The sequence below is a fragment of the Paenibacillus sp. sgz302148 genome (assembly GCF_056120465.1).
Genome location: NZ_JBVYOJ010000013.1, coordinates 162,592 through 177,806 on the forward strand (window position 1 = coordinate 162,592; position 15,215 = coordinate 177,806).

The window sequence follows — 15,215 nt, forward strand, 5'->3', positions numbered from 1 at the left end:
TTCCTAAAAACGGCGTCGTTACCGTTATTATAAGGAGCGCAAGTAAACAGCAGGTAAACGGAAAACTAACTTCATCCTAACTTTGCATCAATGGCAACCTGATGGACAGAGAGGTTCCTTCATTCGGCTGGCTGACGACGACCAAATCTCCGCCATGGGCTTTAATGAGTTGCTTGGCAATGGACAGTCCCAAACCCACACGTTCGAAAGAGGGTATGGCTGCATCGCTTTTAACGAGCGTCTCGCTGAATCCGATTCCGTTATCGTCGATCCGGATCTCCGCCGTTCGGTCACTGGAACGTGAAATACGAACCGCAATCTCGGTGCCTTCCGGATTATGAACGACCGCATTGACGAGCAAATTACGAATAGCCCGTGTCAGTAGCTTCGGATCAAAGGATAACGGAATTTGTTCCGACTTCGCCTCCATCATAAAAAGATAGCCGTTTGCCCAAGGCGCACTACTAACATCCGCCACCGTTCTGCGTACCAGCTCAACGATATTGGCTTCCTCGGGTTTTAGAGGGATTTGCCCTTGAATCGTTTCATTGAGATCCTGCACCAATTCTTGCAGATGAACCGCTTTCTGCTGAATGATAGCTAGAAACTCCTTTTGTTCCGCTTCACTCCACCGATACTCCGTATTCATCAGCATGGTGGAATAACCGGATATGTAGGTTAACGGCGTTTTTAAATCGTGGGATATGCCTCGAATCCATTCTTGTTTCGCTTGCTCCGACTCCCGTAGTTCCTTTTCGTTTGTTTGCAGCGTGTTCGCAAGCATTCGTAAATGCTCGAACAATTCCTTGTAGACTGCATACGGAATTTTCAATGTTCCTTTCTTAGGGGAGTGGATCTTATCCCACCGTATGGGAAAATCATATTGACCGTTCGCCAAGCGTCTGATCCATACGATGATAAAATAAACCGGCTTCCCCAAATACCAACCGATCAGGAGAAAAGTCAGAATAATAAGTATGGAGCACAAGGTTACGACAAAGATCCCAAAGCTGCTTGAACTGTTTCCGGTCAAGATCGTCTGCGGCCAAAATAACCATGCCACTCCTATGACAAGCGCTTGAATGCATGCAAACCCGAAAACGAAAACGACCAACAGCTGTAAAGCTACACGGAGCATAAAATTCATTATCCTAACCTCCCGAGGGCGGAACAAACTTATATCCGATCCCTCGTAGCGTAACGATTAGCTTGGGTTCGGACGGATCGGCCTCCAGCTTCTTTCGAAGTCTGGAGATGTGGATCACGACCGTTTTCTCGTCCCCTAGCACCATAGTGCCCCACACTTGTTCGTATAGTTGTTGAGCGGTGAATACCCGGTTCGGATGTTTGCAAAAATAGAGTAATAATTCGAGCTCTTTGGCAGGACAAGGTGTGTCCACATTGCCTACGATCAGTTGGCCAGTGGCCCGGTTAACTGTAAACGTATCGTACCGATACATCTCCTCAGCGCTTAAAACATCAGATGAATACAATGAGCTCCGCCTCAAATGGGCCTGAATCCGTGCGATAACTTCCATCGGGTTGAACGGTTTCGTCACATAATCATCTCCGCCCAGGTACAGACCCTGCAGCTTATCCAAATCGCTAGAGCGGGCGGTAAGGAACAGGATCGGACTGTTTACGATTTTACGCAACTCCACACATAAGGAAAACCCATCCATGTCCGGAAGCATGACATCCAAAACGATCATATCGAAACGCGCCGTCCGCACAGCCATGAGCGCCTCAGCAGCGGAGCCGGCTTTTGTAATTTGGGTATATCCTTCTTTTCGAAGAAGATTCTCGAGCATGATCAGAATGCCTTCTTCATCATCGACCACTAAGATTGCTTCATTTCGCACGATGCCGACCTCCTTTTGCTTGTATATTCTTCATCGGTGCCGCGGAAAGCCATTCCACAATCGTTCTACGTTAGTTCAGCGATTAAGTCGATTTCATACCTACTGCCATGTTATGGGAAGTTAACCCCAGAAGCGATTCTTCACTTTCGACTTTCCTTATCGACTCCAGTAATAACTCCAGCTTGCTTTGATCATTTCGAATTTCATGCAAATTGGGCAAATATTCAGCAAAACTTTCGATTGCATATAATCCCACTAATGTAAAGTTAGATTTACGAATCTCATCCTTAATCCAAGACGGGTTATGAAATATCGTATCCATGAAGTATTCTGCACTTGGCGGGCGATGCTGACCATCAATTAAATCCCTCTGCATCATGGTCACAAACTCCGGATCTTTTATAAAATTAAAATAAAATCCATTGAACATCGAAGCGAACTGAGAAATCGTAGCCGCTAAAACTAATCCCCCGGGCTTTAAAACCCTGTTAGCCTCTGACAATGCTTTTAAACGGTCTGCCTGCTCGGTCAAATGATATAGGGGGCCTAGCATAAGGACAACATCAAACGAGTTATCAGCAAACTTTAGATCGCGTGCGTCACCCACAAACGAATTCTTCAAAGGGAATTTACTCGTTTTTGATGCTGCCTCAGCCTGCTCTACATGCAAGGGTACAGGATCAATAAGTGTAACGCTATGACCTAATTCAGATAACCAAAAAGAATAAACTCCGGACGCTCCCCCGATATCAAGAATTTCTAATGAATGATCCTTTGAAATATGGCGACTTATTAATTCTCTTGTTCGGATCTTCTCCAATGAGAAGCCATCCAAACGAGTACTTTCTTTACTGAGATTCGTGTAATGATGAATTAATTCTTCGTTCTCCATCTTATTCCCCTCCCAAAATAAAAACGCCCCAAAGCCAATGCTCTGGGACGATATGAATCGCGTACCACCCAGGTTGCCATGTTTTCACACAACCACCTTAATTGACTCACGCACCACAGTCAATTACTTTCTGAAGAAAACTGCCAGGTACATATTCTTGCTGGAGTTCATTACAGTCTCCCTTTGCGGATATTTATTGGCCTAGCGTGTATTTTGTTAAAGTGTCGGCACTTCCCCTTAACCGCTCTTCCAAAATCAAGCGCAGCTCATCAGGAATCCGTTCAAACTCGACCCCTTTCCCCAAAAACAAAAGCCAATCCGCATAATACTCTAGCGCCTCAACATCGGTCACATCCAGTTGAACATTGAAAATCCCACTCGACTGGAACATCCCTGTAAAGGACAAAATAATCCCCGGCGGGTGCAAGCGCTTGAAGCGCTGAACCCCAGTCTTATCAAGCTTTACAACCAGATTGGATTCACGTGCGCCAAGCCGTTTTTTGCTTAAAATCTCTTGCTCAGACCGCTTCATCTCCTGCTCAGAAATTGCCGAATCCCGCAGCATCTCAACAGGCAAATAACGAAACTCATCGGCATCAAGATCATAAACCTCGACCAGCCAATGAGCGTTTGAGTTAAAAATATGAATCAAAAAAACGTCCATCAACTGCGGCCAGCCGGGACTCGGCTCATAGGTCAAGCGCAAGTGCTTATCTCGCACAGCAAGCGAAATCAACTGGTTCAACTCCGCAGGCGCCGCATCATCAAGTTCCAAAAGATTCGGATTAGCAGGATTTGTATTTTCAAAAAGCAAGATATTATTCAACTCGATCAGCTCGTCGTGCTGGGTTTGCGACGCAATGCCGATGAGTTTTTCAGTGATGGAGCGGCGATTTTGCAAATAAGGCAGCTGCGAATTTTTCGAGGCGATAAAGCTGATAAATATCGCTTTCAGCTCTTCTGGCGTGAAACGGACGGCGGACAGATACTGATTTTGCAGGACATTGTAGCCACCCCCGCGCCCAAGCTCGGTCGTCAGCGGAAAACCCATCGCCTGAATCTCGTTAATGTCGCGGATCGCCGTCGCACGAGAAATCTTGAACTCCCGCTGAATCTCTGCAATCGTAAAATGCGCGCGGTTATTGATGAAGCGCATGATCAGGTTCACTCGTTCTGTCTTCTTCATGATTTTATTGTATCAGAAATGTAGCATCAGTACTGATTTTGATTCTGTTTTTACATTACTTTTTTGATATTCAATAAAAAGTATCGTTTTTTGATACATTTAGCGAATAGTATCAATCTTGTAAAGAATAATCCACAAAGGAGATAACAAAATGTCTAACTACTCTATCCAAACAATCTCGGAAAACTACAAAATGACTGCTTATGGTGTTTTACTTGAAGACTACAATGATTGGGCAGGTAATGCAGCAAAAACAGCAGCGAAAAAAGCTGAAATCACTGAAAACGGCAAGCTTGCCGAACTTCTCGCGCTCGCTGACGGGCAGGAATATCAAATCAACTACGTCATCGACGGCAAGGCTTGGCGCGGCTTCGGCGTGATGGGTGCATACGACGTGGAAGGCGCGGTCGTCCTCGACTTCCTCGCCGGGGACTACCTCGTGGTGCCTGGCACAGGCGCTGACAAAGACCGCCTTGCTGACGAAATAACAGGCAAAGTTTTTGGTGGCCTGCTACAAGAAATCACAGACTACAAATACGTTGGTCCTGGTAACTCAACATTTGTCAAAGCAGCTGAAGACGGTAAATTCTACGGCGAAATGTGGCTTCGTGCAAAAAAAGTAGTAGGCTAATCTCAGTCCTATACACCGCTTAAACCTGGATAAAGGAGCACTCCCATGACAAATTACACAGTTGAACAAAAAAAATCATTTACATTGACCGCTTATGGTTTTTCAATTCAATCCAATTTCCAAGACGCTCCAGCTTTGCAAAAGGAAAAAGCAGAGTTTTGGGGAGGACTCAAGGCTGACGGGCGTTTTGATAAGCTCAAAGCGGCCGCAAAAGATGATCGCGAATGGTCAGTCAACGAGGTTTATCAAGGCAGACCGTGGAATTATTTCGCGGTAGAAGCTAGCAAATCGGTGGCTGACGCTACACGCATCATCGAGTTTCCAGAGAGCGAGTACATCGTGGTCGCAGGAACTGGCGACAAGGAAACTTTGTTTGATCAGTTGACTTACCGCGCTTTTGGCGAAGTCTTGGCACAAATCACGGACTATGCTTATATCGGCGGTCCAAATGCGACTTATCGCAAAGAAAACGGCGACGGCACTTTCTACGGCGAATTTTGGGTTCCTGTGGTAAAAAAATAGTAGGGTGGGCAAGAAGAAACTCACTGTAAACGACATATTTCTCCAAAGATAACTCTTATAGCAAGCCAAGAAGGCTGCCCATGAACAGGGCGGCCTCTTTCTGTGGATACAACTTTAATAAAAACGACAGTTGATTCTTCTGATCGACTGCCGTTTTTTGTTCCGAACTATCTGTACCCGTTAGCTTAACGAAGTATTGAAGATACGCCTTACGCTGTAAAACCTCATCCCTCTTGGTACACCTTTGATTTCCAAGGACTGATTATAAATAAGCTGTCTCAGTCGGTATTCAAAATAGCTATCAACAACGTGATAATCGCAGTGTCCGAGCGCTTCGCCGATTACTCTTGCAGCCTTAATAAAGTCACGATTCGACCTGTCGGCATGTAGCTTCTCTATAGTCTTCAGCAAATAGGAATCGAAATAATTCTCATCGACGTTTTGGATCCTTTCTCCATCCCAAATACGCAACACGTTATGATGATTAGCAAGCGATAACCATTCATGCTCCATTAACTTTTTAGTTTCGAAATCTATTGATCCGTTGTCCTCGATTTCCCCGAAAACATTCTGAAGTTTTTCCGGAGGGATTTGGCCCGCGTATTTGATATGTTGATCGGAAATATTAAACCTTCTTTCGCAAGCTTCNCCGTTGTCCTCGATTTCCCCGAAAACATTCTGAAGTTTTTCCGGAGGGATTTGGCCCGCGTATTTGATATGTTGATCGGAAATATTAAACCTTCTTTCGCAAGCTTCCACAGCATTAAAAACAAATATTTCATTTTGTTTTTTCCTTAGCAAATAAAGTGCATACCGCAACCCTATCTGTTCGTGGGCATTATTCCCGCTCCATATCACAATGGATGCTTCAGCTGGAATATGGTCTATGTGCTCCATTATTCTTTGATGGTAGGTATCGTAATCATCATCATCATCGACCTCATTGTTGATGTGGTCTCTGAACCACTCAACTCTATGCGCTCTTCCAGCTTCCTCATGAAGCCGCCATAGAGGTCCAAAAGAAAATTGATCTCGAAAACTTACCATCTTGTTTGTATTCTCAATTCCCAGTTGCCTTATGACATATTTCAAACTCCCGGCAAAAGAATCACCAAAAACAATATGCACTTTCGTGGCAGCATCATTCGGTTCCCATATCGAGATCCGATTATTAGGAACTAGCAGCTTCTCGTATAAGTCCTTCAAGTTTTTGCACAGATCTATTTTTGCATTACTGTCCCTTTCAACCATATCCAGTTGTAACTTGATGGTCGTAATAAGCTGTTTCGCTTCTTGCAGTGAAAGTCTATTGATTGCCTTCCTTATTTCTAAGTGCTTTTCCATAAGCTGTGACCTGCCTCTCGTTTAATATTTTTAACGCAACGAAAGCGATGGATCGGTTTCATCGCTTTGCTCTCGTATCCGTTAGCGTAGCAACGAACATTATGATCTTAAGCCCACAAAATCAAAAAGGCTATATAATAACTCTAAACTTCTTATTGGGCTTACTTCTCCTTCTTTTTGCTCTAGGTTATCTATGGCAATATGTACACGCCGGTGTGTTTGGTTCAAAAAGCCTCCACCAAACCCATGGCAACCTTGAGCTACTGCCCAAGCAAAAGCTATACTTTTATTTCTCTTCATCTTTGTATCTTTCAATCCAGTTGAACGTTTCCAAGCCCATAATGTTGCCAGGTTTATGAGATAAAAAATTTCGTTTTTCCAATCTCCTTCCTTAACAGTAAAACCCTCGCTTTCTAAGATACTCCCTATCTCCTTAGCAGTTAAAATATATTTTCCGTTCAATAAGTCGGATCCCATTCTATTACGCACTGCAGAGACATTCATAAATGGTTTTATATAATTGGGGTTTGAGTTCCAAAAATTGTGATCAAGCTCCGATGCGTAAATAGGAAGTTGAATGAGTTCTGACTTTACAACATCTGTCTCATCTAATTTCGGAAACTCTTTAAGCTCTGTGGTAGAATGTTCAGAAACTTTTCCGTTATATTCGAGCCAATATCCACTTTCATCTTCAATAGATAGATGCTTCAGCATTGGCTTAATTTTATAAAATAATTTAACAACTTGTATGTGGATCTCTGTTGGGGCAAAACCAGTTTTAACAAAACCAGAAAACTCTTGGTTTTTATTCAACTGTATAGCGATAGATTCGCTATCTGGATGTGGTGAAACCATAATTGAATTGTTGTCGCTATTGTTAATAATCCACTCATTACTCCTAGCGTAATCTTCTACGTAGCGTAATAACTCAACTACATTATCTTTTTTAGCTATACCTTCATAATGAATCGTAGTTCCCATTATTCCCCTCTCCAAAATCATTGTATATATTCTTTAGGGGTAAACCCATTCTGCCCTGAGCTTTCCTTCTCTGTTTAGATCTGTTTGACCGTGCCTTACCACATAAAACAATCAGCAGCCCTCCTTGAAATTGCACTTCATTAACCAAATATACCACATATTAACGCAATCCTGCCCGTTAGCTGGAATAGTTGAGCGAAATTCAGACATTCCCGCCGCTGGCTTTAATCCTATTACTTTCCGACAAAGATCAGTTCATTCAATCTTTTTGTTCCGAAGGTGCCTGTCCATATGGCGTTAGTGTTCCCTCATCTTTGTCAGTGCGATAAAATCCTCTCTGTCACGAAGCACATCAAACTCTTTTGATTCAAGTTGCCAGAGATTATGTTCATGTAGGGATGGAGAATCAGATGTATCGAATACCAATCTGTCGAAAATTGGCGTAGTATAAGGAGGATTTCCTGTTCCTTTAAGCTTTCTGTACTGCATGACGTATTGGATTGATTTTCGCAGTGATTCCACCGCCTCGTCATAACGATTTTCAGCGACAAGGAGCTTTGCCCAACGAAAGTAGATAACCGTTAAGGGGGAATAATAGTCAAGATAATTACCGTCACTAAAAATCAGGTTGATAATATCCTCTGCTATCTGAAGATTAGCATAACTTTCATAGTGGATCATCTTGTGGATAAACTCATGCGTAGCTTGATTGAGCATCTCTTGGCGATGCTTGAGCAGTTCTTCCCCCGTCAGACAATATTCGAGCGCAAAATTCCTTTCTTGGGGATCCTTTAGAGTTTGAACATATGATAATGCTTCTTCATACCGTCCGAGCTTAGAGAGCGCCTGGACAAGCATACCAACAGGGTTGAAATCGGGATATTCGTCAATGAGTTCCTTGAAATGCCTGACCGAACGTTCTAAATACTCCCGTTTCTGTGCCTCATCCGTTGTTTCTTCAGCACAAAATAACTCATCACAGGCGCGTCTATATAAAAAGGTTTCGTCATGCGGATATTCCTTCAATGCAGCCTCGGATATTTTGAGTGTTTCGTGCACACCGTGCCGCAATGCTTGTTGCCACTGCTCTTCCAGATCCGCGCGGCGATCCGCCGTATATCCTAAAAGCTCATCCGTGCTGATATGAAACAGTTTTGCCAATGGAATAATAAGTGACAGGTCAGGTGATGCGGCACCGGTTTCCCATTTACTCACCGCTTGGTAGGAAATACCTAAACTTTCTGCGAGCCTTTCTTGAGTCAGACCATTTTTCTTGCGTAATTCCTTTAGTCTCTCACCAATCCCATTCAACGCATCTTACCTCCAATTATTTGTTGATAGTTCGACATTTGATCTATGATTTAATTAAATCACAATAAAATAATAAGCACACTAGCGCATTTTTTGATTTGTCTCAACCGTTCGAGTTTTGGATAGTGCAGTATAAAAAAACCGTTATAGAAAAATGTCCAGAAAGCCTGGATACGGGCCAAAGTTTCGGAATCCCACAACGGGGTATTTTGCTATTGTGAAGATTTCGCATGAGTTCGTTGAATAGGGAGCCTCTGCTACGGCAGTATGCCCTATGCCCCCGGTTATTTTTTTAGTTTTTGTGGCTATTTACAACTTATTGGTGTCTAATCATATGTGGAGACAAAGGAGGTTCACATGTGTCTGGGCCCAATGACAAATTCGATAAAATCTATGAGCAATATTATAAAAAAATCCACCGGTTCCTCTCCCTGAAGGTCGATAACCAGACAGCAGAGGACGTTACTCAGTTAGCATTTGTTAAAGCTATGGAAAACTGGCACACTTTTCGGGGAGATTCAAGTGTATTCACTTGGATAAGCAATATCGCTTATAACACATTAAAAAATGAATTTAGAAAAAGGCACCGAAACTCGGAAACTTCGATCGATACGGTGGACATGGAAAACCGATTTATTACGATTGAGTTCACAAAAAATGTTGAATTACGAATTGATGTAACTGCGGCGCTGCTTAAACTTAGCAAGCTCGACCGCGAAATAATCTCACTGCATTATGATGTAGGGTGCACATTTAAAGAAGTATCCGAGATCGTTGGGATGCGGCTCAGTGCAGTAAAAAATCGATTATATCGGGCATTAGCAAAGTTAAGAAACGAACTTGATGATTGGGAGGCTCAAAAAATAATGTCAATTCTAGATTCTATATCTTTTGTCAGTAAAGATGTCGGATCAACAAATAACACCACAACAGATAATAAGATTTATCAAGATATCATCGAACATCTAAGAAGTAACGTTGATCGAATTTGTTCAAAGTTAAAGCATCATCCGTCAAAAAAAATAACCATTGGGATTTATCCGGATCTTAACTCATTTCATCAAGCAGTAAACGAACCTGACGCTCCTTATTGGTTTATGGGCATGGTTGAAGCGGATACGATAAAAATCACCTCCCCTCTAAACCCAGGCCCAGAGCACACTTATCAATCCATTCTAAAATCGACCGTGCACCTCTTTACAATGTGGTTAGTGAAGGATATAAATCCCTCAGCTCCAAAGTGGCTATATCAAGGGATAGGCGGTTATGAAGCCGGATTAATGACAAGAGAATATATAAATGAGTCGATTTTGGAGTTAGTTCAACGAGGAGATATCCCAACGTTTTCGGATCTGGAAAATAACACATGGGATTTCGAGAAAATGAAAGGCTTTCAGTTCTCCTACCTCCTTTGCGAGTTTATTCTACAAAAATACGGGTCGGAAGTTCTTAATCAGATCATTAGAACGCCGGACGATTTTGAAGGCGCCTTCTCTTGTTCCGCCCAGGAGGTTCATAAGCAATGGGAAACAAATTTAAGAATCCAGTTGGGCGCGTGATTTCTGAATAAAGAAGGCACCCCTGGTGGGTGCCTTCAAAATTTCCACATAGTCGAATAACCGCGAAGCAACTACTCGAACTTAATAACCAACGAATGCCCGGCATTCATCCGAACGTTTGAAGAGAACGCGAACACCTCTTCTTGCCAGTTACAGTCAAGGACTTCCGTGCCGTTCAACGAAATCCCGTTGACGTTCTGCCCTTTCATAAACGGCAAGTTCAGGTAACCTAATTCCAGTTCCCCGTAAAGCACGTTCAGTTCGATCCGGCCGTTCTTCCGCACGAAGGTTCCCCAGCCTGAATCCAGTGACCAGAAGCAGCGGAAATCCCCCTCCCCGGTAATAGGATGGAAGCCGATCCTTCTCTCCGTCATATCATATTCGAATCCGCTGAAAGCAAGCAGCAGCGCATAGCTGGCCATCGATCGTGCATAGTTGCTTCCGCATTCGAATTCGTTCCACGGATTTCGCCGTTCTCCGTCGTACCGGCCGCGGATCGCTTCGACGATCTCCATGCCCTCGGCGACCATTCCTTCCTGAATCATATGAATCGCCGCCTGATATTCGAAGCCGTTCATCGTTTCCGTCGAATAGGTGAGCGGGACGGTCGGTCTCGCGGTGCCTTCCGGCCATGTGCAAATCATTAGCCCGGCCTCGTCGTTCAAGCTGTACAAGCGCCATGGGTTGAATATGTTTCGCATGCTTTTTTTGAAATTGTGGCGGTAGATGGATGCGAGCGACTTCCGGGTCTGCTCCGGATCGAAAATCTCGCCCAAACCGCACAGGTTAGCATGCCACTGGGCCAACACCTGATCGATAACACAGCCGTCCGCGACCTGATATTTAATTTCCTTCGCTTCGTCGTTCCAATAATCCCTAACGGCGCTCTCGTCGTACTTCTCCAGAACGGACCGATCCTTCAAATCGACGGTTTGGACATAATAATTGCCGTTAAACAAATGTTTATCCGTCCATGCTTTCCCTTTGGCAAAAAGCGTCAAGTACTGTTCCGCCGCCTCCGTTTCCCCCAAATGACGGGCCATTTCAGCGCCTGCTTTAAGCGCGGCGAGATAAAAACCGTTCAGCCAGGCGTTTGGTCCGTACAGCTCCATATCGAGGGTATGGTGCTGCCTGCCCTCCAGCACGCCGTCCCGGTCGGCGTCCCAGCGGTCTTCGTTCGTATCGGCCCAGGCGAATTCGATCGACTTTTGGACGGCCGGCCAAATCGATTTCAACCAATCGGTATCGCCGGATATTTTCCAATCGCGGTACGTTTTGATCACGCCGCCGAACTGGCCGTCCGCGCACGCCCGGAAGCCCGATGTCAATCTGCCGAGCGGAAGCTGCAGACGAAACGCCATTTTGCCGTCGTCCCGGAAGTTGTAGGCGTAATCCAGGCTGCGCATGGATCGTTCCAGCTTCGGGAATAGAAACGGCAGCGCATAGGCGTAGTTCCATACGTGAGTGCAGGAGCCTTCACAGCAGCCTTCGTTGCAAATGCAGCCTTCGAAGCCGTAGAACGAACCGTCCGGCAGCCTCAGGCAGGTCGGCGATTTCAGGATCGAAATGTTTGCCGAAACGGCGTCGAGCGCGGCGGGAGGCAGGGTGGACGAGAACAGTGCATCTTGGAACAGCTTCGTTTCGCCGTACAGCCGCCCCCAATGCTCCAACGAATACATAGCGCTTTGGGTGGAATCGGAAAACAGCGTGGCGTAATAATTTTTCCACGTCGCGGGTTGTGACGGCTTGCAAGTGTCGTCGTTGCAGCCGCAAGATTCCGGATTCCAATAATTGTGGCAGTTCGGGAAGCTCCAGGTGATCACGAATCGAACGTTATTGCTCTCGCCCGGCTTCAGCACGAAATGCGCGGCCAGGGAGCAGACGTCCTCGCCATTGCCTTTCGTCTCGGCTGGGTCATAAGTGCGGTTTGTATATTTGGCCGCCTCGGTGAAGTCCTTCCAAAAAATCTCCAGATTGTCGCACCAGCCGCCGCGGTACCAATACTCCTGATAGCTGACGTCATCCGCATCCGTTGCAATGGACAAGTCGCCGAATTCGGGAGCGTTGAAATCATGGCCGCGGGACGACAGTTTGATCAGTTGAATTTTGCCTTTTTTCGCATAACGGTGGTAACGTTTATGGTCTTGCATCGGGTTCGTCAGCGAAAGATTGACCGTATACGTAATCGTCCGGTCGGTTGTATTATGCAGCGCAATGTCAAAAAATGCGCCGGGGATGCTTGAATCTTTATCGTTAAGCGGAATGAACGGATTAAACGCCGTAAGCTCTACCGCGCCCGGGAAATTGTCGTCGGTCGCTTGCAGTTGGGCAAACGGAAATTCGCCGATAAAGCGGGTATGCTGAAAATGCGGGACGCCCGCCATGGTCGCCCGATTGGGCCCGAAACCGAAGCCGCCGTGCTTCCTCGTTTGAATGTTGCCGATGTAAGAGGGATAAAGATCGCCGTTCAGCACGCGGGCGTCGAGAAGTTCGCCGTCCGCTTCGGCTTTCACCGCAAAAAAGCTGAACCCGTTCTCGCTTTGCTTGTTCGGCCTGTTGAATATTTCCCAGTCAATCAACCGGCCGTTTCCGGCAAGACCGATACTGCCTGTTCCAATGCCTCCGAGCGGAAACGAAATTTCTTTCGTTTTGACCCCTTCATAAATAAATCTGCTCATAGCCGCATGTCTCCTTTTTGAACAGGAAATTGTATTCCGTTCACGTGAACGACACTATCTTAGCATAGGGTAAAAATGTTGTAAACTTATTTCGTTCACGTGCACGCCTATTGCTAAGTTTATCCGGCTAGACATCAACACGATTCCCCTGCGATAATCTGATGATCAACGAGCGTTGTCAGCGGCACTTGCCGACCTTCGATTTGTCCGATCAGGCAGTCAATGATCCGATTGCCGATTGCTTCCAAGGAATACGATATCGTCGACAAGGCAGGGGAAATATATTTGAGCGTTTCGATATTGTCGAAGCCCATCAGTCCGACATCCTCCGGCACGCGAATCCCTTTTTCCTTCAAATGGAGCCAAATTTTCAGCGCGTATTTATCGCTTGTGCAGAAGATGGCTTTTCGTTTACCGCCCTGCGCAAGGAGATTGTCGATCTCTTCGATGTACCCTTTATGGTCGATGACATGAGATTGGAGATGGTTGGCCTTCTTCAGCGCATCCTGGAAGCCCGCGAACCGTTGTTCCACGGCATAAACGTTCGTTTTGCCGCGAAGTGATAAGGGGGGGCTGACGTAAATGATTTCCTCGTAGTTTTTGGCTGCGAGCATAGCAATCGCGTCGCGGACGGCTTTCCGGTCGTCGATCCATACGTACGGCACAGTTTTGGACACCCGGTTGCCGAATGTGACGACAGGAATATTCAATCGCTGAATATATTGCTCGAAGGCCGAACCCGTGTTTACCGATATCAAAATAATGCCGTCCACCTTCCGATCCGCCAAATGATTCAGGCATTCCCGTTCGATGTCCGGATTTTTGCGCGTGAGCGTCAGATTGATGAAGTAGCCCGCTTCCCTTGCCCGCGATTCGACGGCATTGATCAGTTGCGGAAACAGCTGGTTATCAATGTCGAAGATGACAGCCCCGATCGACATCGTTTTGCCCTTAACGAGGCTTTGGGCGAGAAAATGGGGCCGGTAGCCCAACTGTTGGGCCGTATCCAGAATTTTTTGCTTGGTAGCTTCGTTCACTCCCGGACGGTTATTCAACGCCCGGTCAACGGTTCCTCTGGAAACGCCGCATATTTCTGCAATTTCTTTGCTTGTAATATTCATTCGTTTCACCTTTGAACATCATATTGTATTCCATTCTGCATGCTATCATACCATTATTCAGCGTGCAAAGTAAAAGGAAATAAGAGTCGTTCACGTGAACGAAAAAAGTATTTACGAATATCGAACGTCATGTTACACTGTAGTCGTTCACGTGAACGGTGATCATTTGGAAAGTTGGTGTTCGACTTGAAACTTGGTAACGCAGGTGATCATAACAGAAAGAAAGGGCTGCTTGCCGAATGCATCAAGCACAGAAATCTTTTACTTATGATTTTGCCCGGCATACTCTTCTTTTTAATTTTTAAGTATGCGCCAATGTACGGAATTCAAATTGCGTTCAGAGATTTTAAGTTCAACAAAGGGATTACGGGGAGTACGTGGGTAGGGCTGCAGCATTTTTACGACTTATTTGCTCGCCCGAGCTTCAAAGAAGTTTTTATGAACACAATACAAATAAGTACGCTTAAACTTATTTTCGGCTTTCCTGCTCCGATTATTTTCGCCTTACTCTTAAATGAGCTCCGAATGGTTAAATTCAAAAAAGCGGTTCAAACCATCAGTTATCTTCCACACTTCGTTTCATGGGTAATCCTTGGCGGTCTATTCCTTCAATTACTTTCACCAACTACAGGTCCGTTAAATATTTTAATCAAAGAATTAGGGATGAAGCCTATATATTTCTTAGGCGACAATGATTGGTTTGTGAGCACGCTGGTTGCTACGGGCATTTGGAAAAGCATTGGTTGGAGCTCTATCGTTTACCTTGCGGCGATTGCGGGGACCAACTCCGAATTGTATGAAGCAGGTAGTCTTGATGGCTGCAATCGACTCCAGCTTGCCTGGCATATTACCATTCCGGCAATCATGCCGATTGTCACCATTATGTTCATTTTTGCTGTTGGCGGCATCGTTGCAGACGATTTTGATCAGATTTTCAACCTCTATTCTCCAGCTGTATATAAAGTTGGCGATGTGCTTGGTACCTATACCTATCGATATGGAATAGAAAGCATGGATTATAGTTTTGCTACGGCGGTGGGGCTGTTTACGAATATTGTATCTTTGATCATGGTCTTCGCTGCAAACTATTTTGCGAGGAAATTCAGCGATTACGGAATTTGGTAAGGG

The 15,215-nt window shown here is 45.2% G+C and carries 13 protein-coding genes; 4 read left to right on the plus strand and 9 right to left on the minus strand.

The window, feature by feature from the left end; genetic code table 11:
• Positions 1-76: 76 nt before the first annotated feature.
• The 4 genes from AC0LWM_RS20210 to AC0LWM_RS20225 all read right to left on the minus strand — a co-directional run bounded on the left by AC0LWM_RS20210 (position 77) and on the right by AC0LWM_RS20225 (position 3,922).
• Positions 77-1,147, minus strand: a complete 1,071-nt coding sequence (locus tag AC0LWM_RS20210; protein WP_474676798.1) for a sensor histidine kinase — start codon at positions 1,145-1,147, stop codon at positions 77-79.
• A 4-nt stretch (positions 1,148-1,151) separates the two neighbouring features.
• Positions 1,152-1,862, minus strand: coding sequence for a response regulator transcription factor (locus tag AC0LWM_RS20215; protein ID WP_474676799.1), 711 nt, complete (start codon positions 1,860-1,862; stop codon positions 1,152-1,154).
• Positions 1,863-1,944: 82 nt separating this feature from the next.
• Positions 1,945-2,754: a class I SAM-dependent methyltransferase gene (locus tag AC0LWM_RS20220; RefSeq protein ID WP_474676800.1), complete on the minus strand. Its 810-nt coding sequence runs from the start codon at positions 2,752-2,754 to the stop codon at positions 1,945-1,947.
• Positions 2,755-2,947: 193 nt separating this feature from the next.
• Positions 2,948-3,922 carry a helix-turn-helix transcriptional regulator gene (locus AC0LWM_RS20225; protein ID WP_474676801.1) on the minus strand — a complete coding sequence of 325 codons (975 nt, stop codon included), beginning with the start codon at positions 3,920-3,922 and terminating at the stop codon, positions 2,948-2,950.
• Between the two features lie 169 nt (positions 3,923-4,091).
• On the opposite strand from AC0LWM_RS20225, the gene AC0LWM_RS20230 reads away from it, so the two are divergent.
• The gene (locus tag AC0LWM_RS20230) at positions 4,092-4,571 is read left to right on the plus strand and encodes a hypothetical protein (protein WP_474676802.1); all 480 of its coding nucleotides are present in this window, start codon (positions 4,092-4,094) and stop codon (positions 4,569-4,571) included.
• Positions 4,572-4,616: 45 nt separating this feature from the next.
• Positions 4,617-5,093, plus strand: a complete 477-nt coding sequence (locus AC0LWM_RS20235; protein ID WP_474676803.1) for a GyrI-like domain-containing protein — start codon at positions 4,617-4,619, stop codon at positions 5,091-5,093.
• A 180-nt stretch (positions 5,094-5,273) separates the two neighbouring features.
• Here AC0LWM_RS20235 and AC0LWM_RS20240 read toward each other — a convergent pair whose 3' ends face one another.
• From AC0LWM_RS20240 to AC0LWM_RS20250, 3 genes are all read right to left on the minus strand, one after another.
• Positions 5,274-6,437 (minus strand): DUF1835 domain-containing protein, encoded by a 1,164-nt coding sequence (locus tag AC0LWM_RS20240; protein ID WP_474676804.1) that lies wholly within the window; start codon positions 6,435-6,437, stop codon positions 5,274-5,276.
• A gap of 99 nt (positions 6,438-6,536) precedes the next feature.
• Positions 6,537-7,418 (minus strand): hypothetical protein, encoded by an 882-nt coding sequence (locus AC0LWM_RS20245; RefSeq protein ID WP_474676805.1) that lies wholly within the window; start codon positions 7,416-7,418, stop codon positions 6,537-6,539.
• Between the two features lie 297 nt (positions 7,419-7,715).
• Positions 7,716-8,729 (minus strand): helix-turn-helix domain-containing protein, encoded by a 1,014-nt coding sequence (locus AC0LWM_RS20250; protein WP_474676806.1) that lies wholly within the window; start codon positions 8,727-8,729, stop codon positions 7,716-7,718.
• A gap of 359 nt (positions 8,730-9,088) precedes the next feature.
• Here AC0LWM_RS20250 and AC0LWM_RS20255 point away from each other — a divergent pair, with 359 nt between their 5' ends.
• Positions 9,089-10,288, plus strand: a complete 1,200-nt coding sequence (locus AC0LWM_RS20255) for an RNA polymerase sigma factor (RefSeq protein ID WP_474676807.1) — start codon at positions 9,089-9,091, stop codon at positions 10,286-10,288.
• A gap of 71 nt (positions 10,289-10,359) precedes the next feature.
• On the opposite strand, the gene AC0LWM_RS20260 is transcribed toward AC0LWM_RS20255, so the two are convergent.
• Together AC0LWM_RS20260 and AC0LWM_RS20265 are read right to left on the minus strand one after the other, a co-directional pair.
• Positions 10,360-12,966 carry a GH116 family glycosyl-hydrolase gene (locus tag AC0LWM_RS20260; protein WP_474676808.1) on the minus strand — a complete coding sequence of 869 codons (2,607 nt, stop codon included), beginning with the start codon at positions 12,964-12,966 and terminating at the stop codon, positions 10,360-10,362.
• Positions 12,967-13,100: 134 nt separating this feature from the next.
• Entirely contained in the window at positions 13,101-14,087 is a 987-nt protein-coding gene (locus tag AC0LWM_RS20265) for a LacI family DNA-binding transcriptional regulator (RefSeq protein WP_474676809.1), read from the minus strand.
• 186 nt (positions 14,088-14,273) lie between these two features.
• On the opposite strand from AC0LWM_RS20265, the gene AC0LWM_RS20270 reads away from it, so the two are divergent.
• A complete protein-coding gene (locus tag AC0LWM_RS20270; protein WP_474676810.1) occupies positions 14,274-15,212 on the plus strand; it encodes an ABC transporter permease in 939 nt (312 codons plus the stop codon).
• Positions 15,213-15,215: the final 3 nt, after the last annotated feature.

What these genes read in the sequence shown, in the direction of transcription:
- AC0LWM_RS20210 (WP_474676798.1), bottom strand. Translation starts at nt 1,147, where the DNA reads ATGAATTTTATGCTCCGTGTAGCTTTACAGCTGTTGGTCGTTTTCGTT.
- AC0LWM_RS20220 (WP_474676800.1), bottom strand. Translation starts at nt 2,754, where the DNA reads ATGGAGAACGAAGAATTAATTCATCATTACACGAATCTCAGTAAAGAA.
- AC0LWM_RS20230 (WP_474676802.1), top strand. Translation starts at nt 4,092, where the DNA reads ATGTCTAACTACTCTATCCAAACAATCTCGGAAAACTACAAAATGACT.
- AC0LWM_RS20235 (WP_474676803.1), top strand. Translation starts at nt 4,617, where the DNA reads ATGACAAATTACACAGTTGAACAAAAAAAATCATTTACATTGACCGCT.
- AC0LWM_RS20245 (WP_474676805.1), bottom strand. Translation starts at nt 7,418, where the DNA reads ATGGGAACTACGATTCATTATGAAGGTATAGCTAAAAAAGATAATGTA.
- AC0LWM_RS20260 (WP_474676808.1), bottom strand. Translation starts at nt 12,966, where the DNA reads ATGAGCAGATTTATTTATGAAGGGGTCAAAACGAAAGAAATTTCGTTT.
- AC0LWM_RS20265 (WP_474676809.1), bottom strand. Translation starts at nt 14,087, where the DNA reads ATGAATATTACAAGCAAAGAAATTGCAGAAATATGCGGCGTTTCCAGA.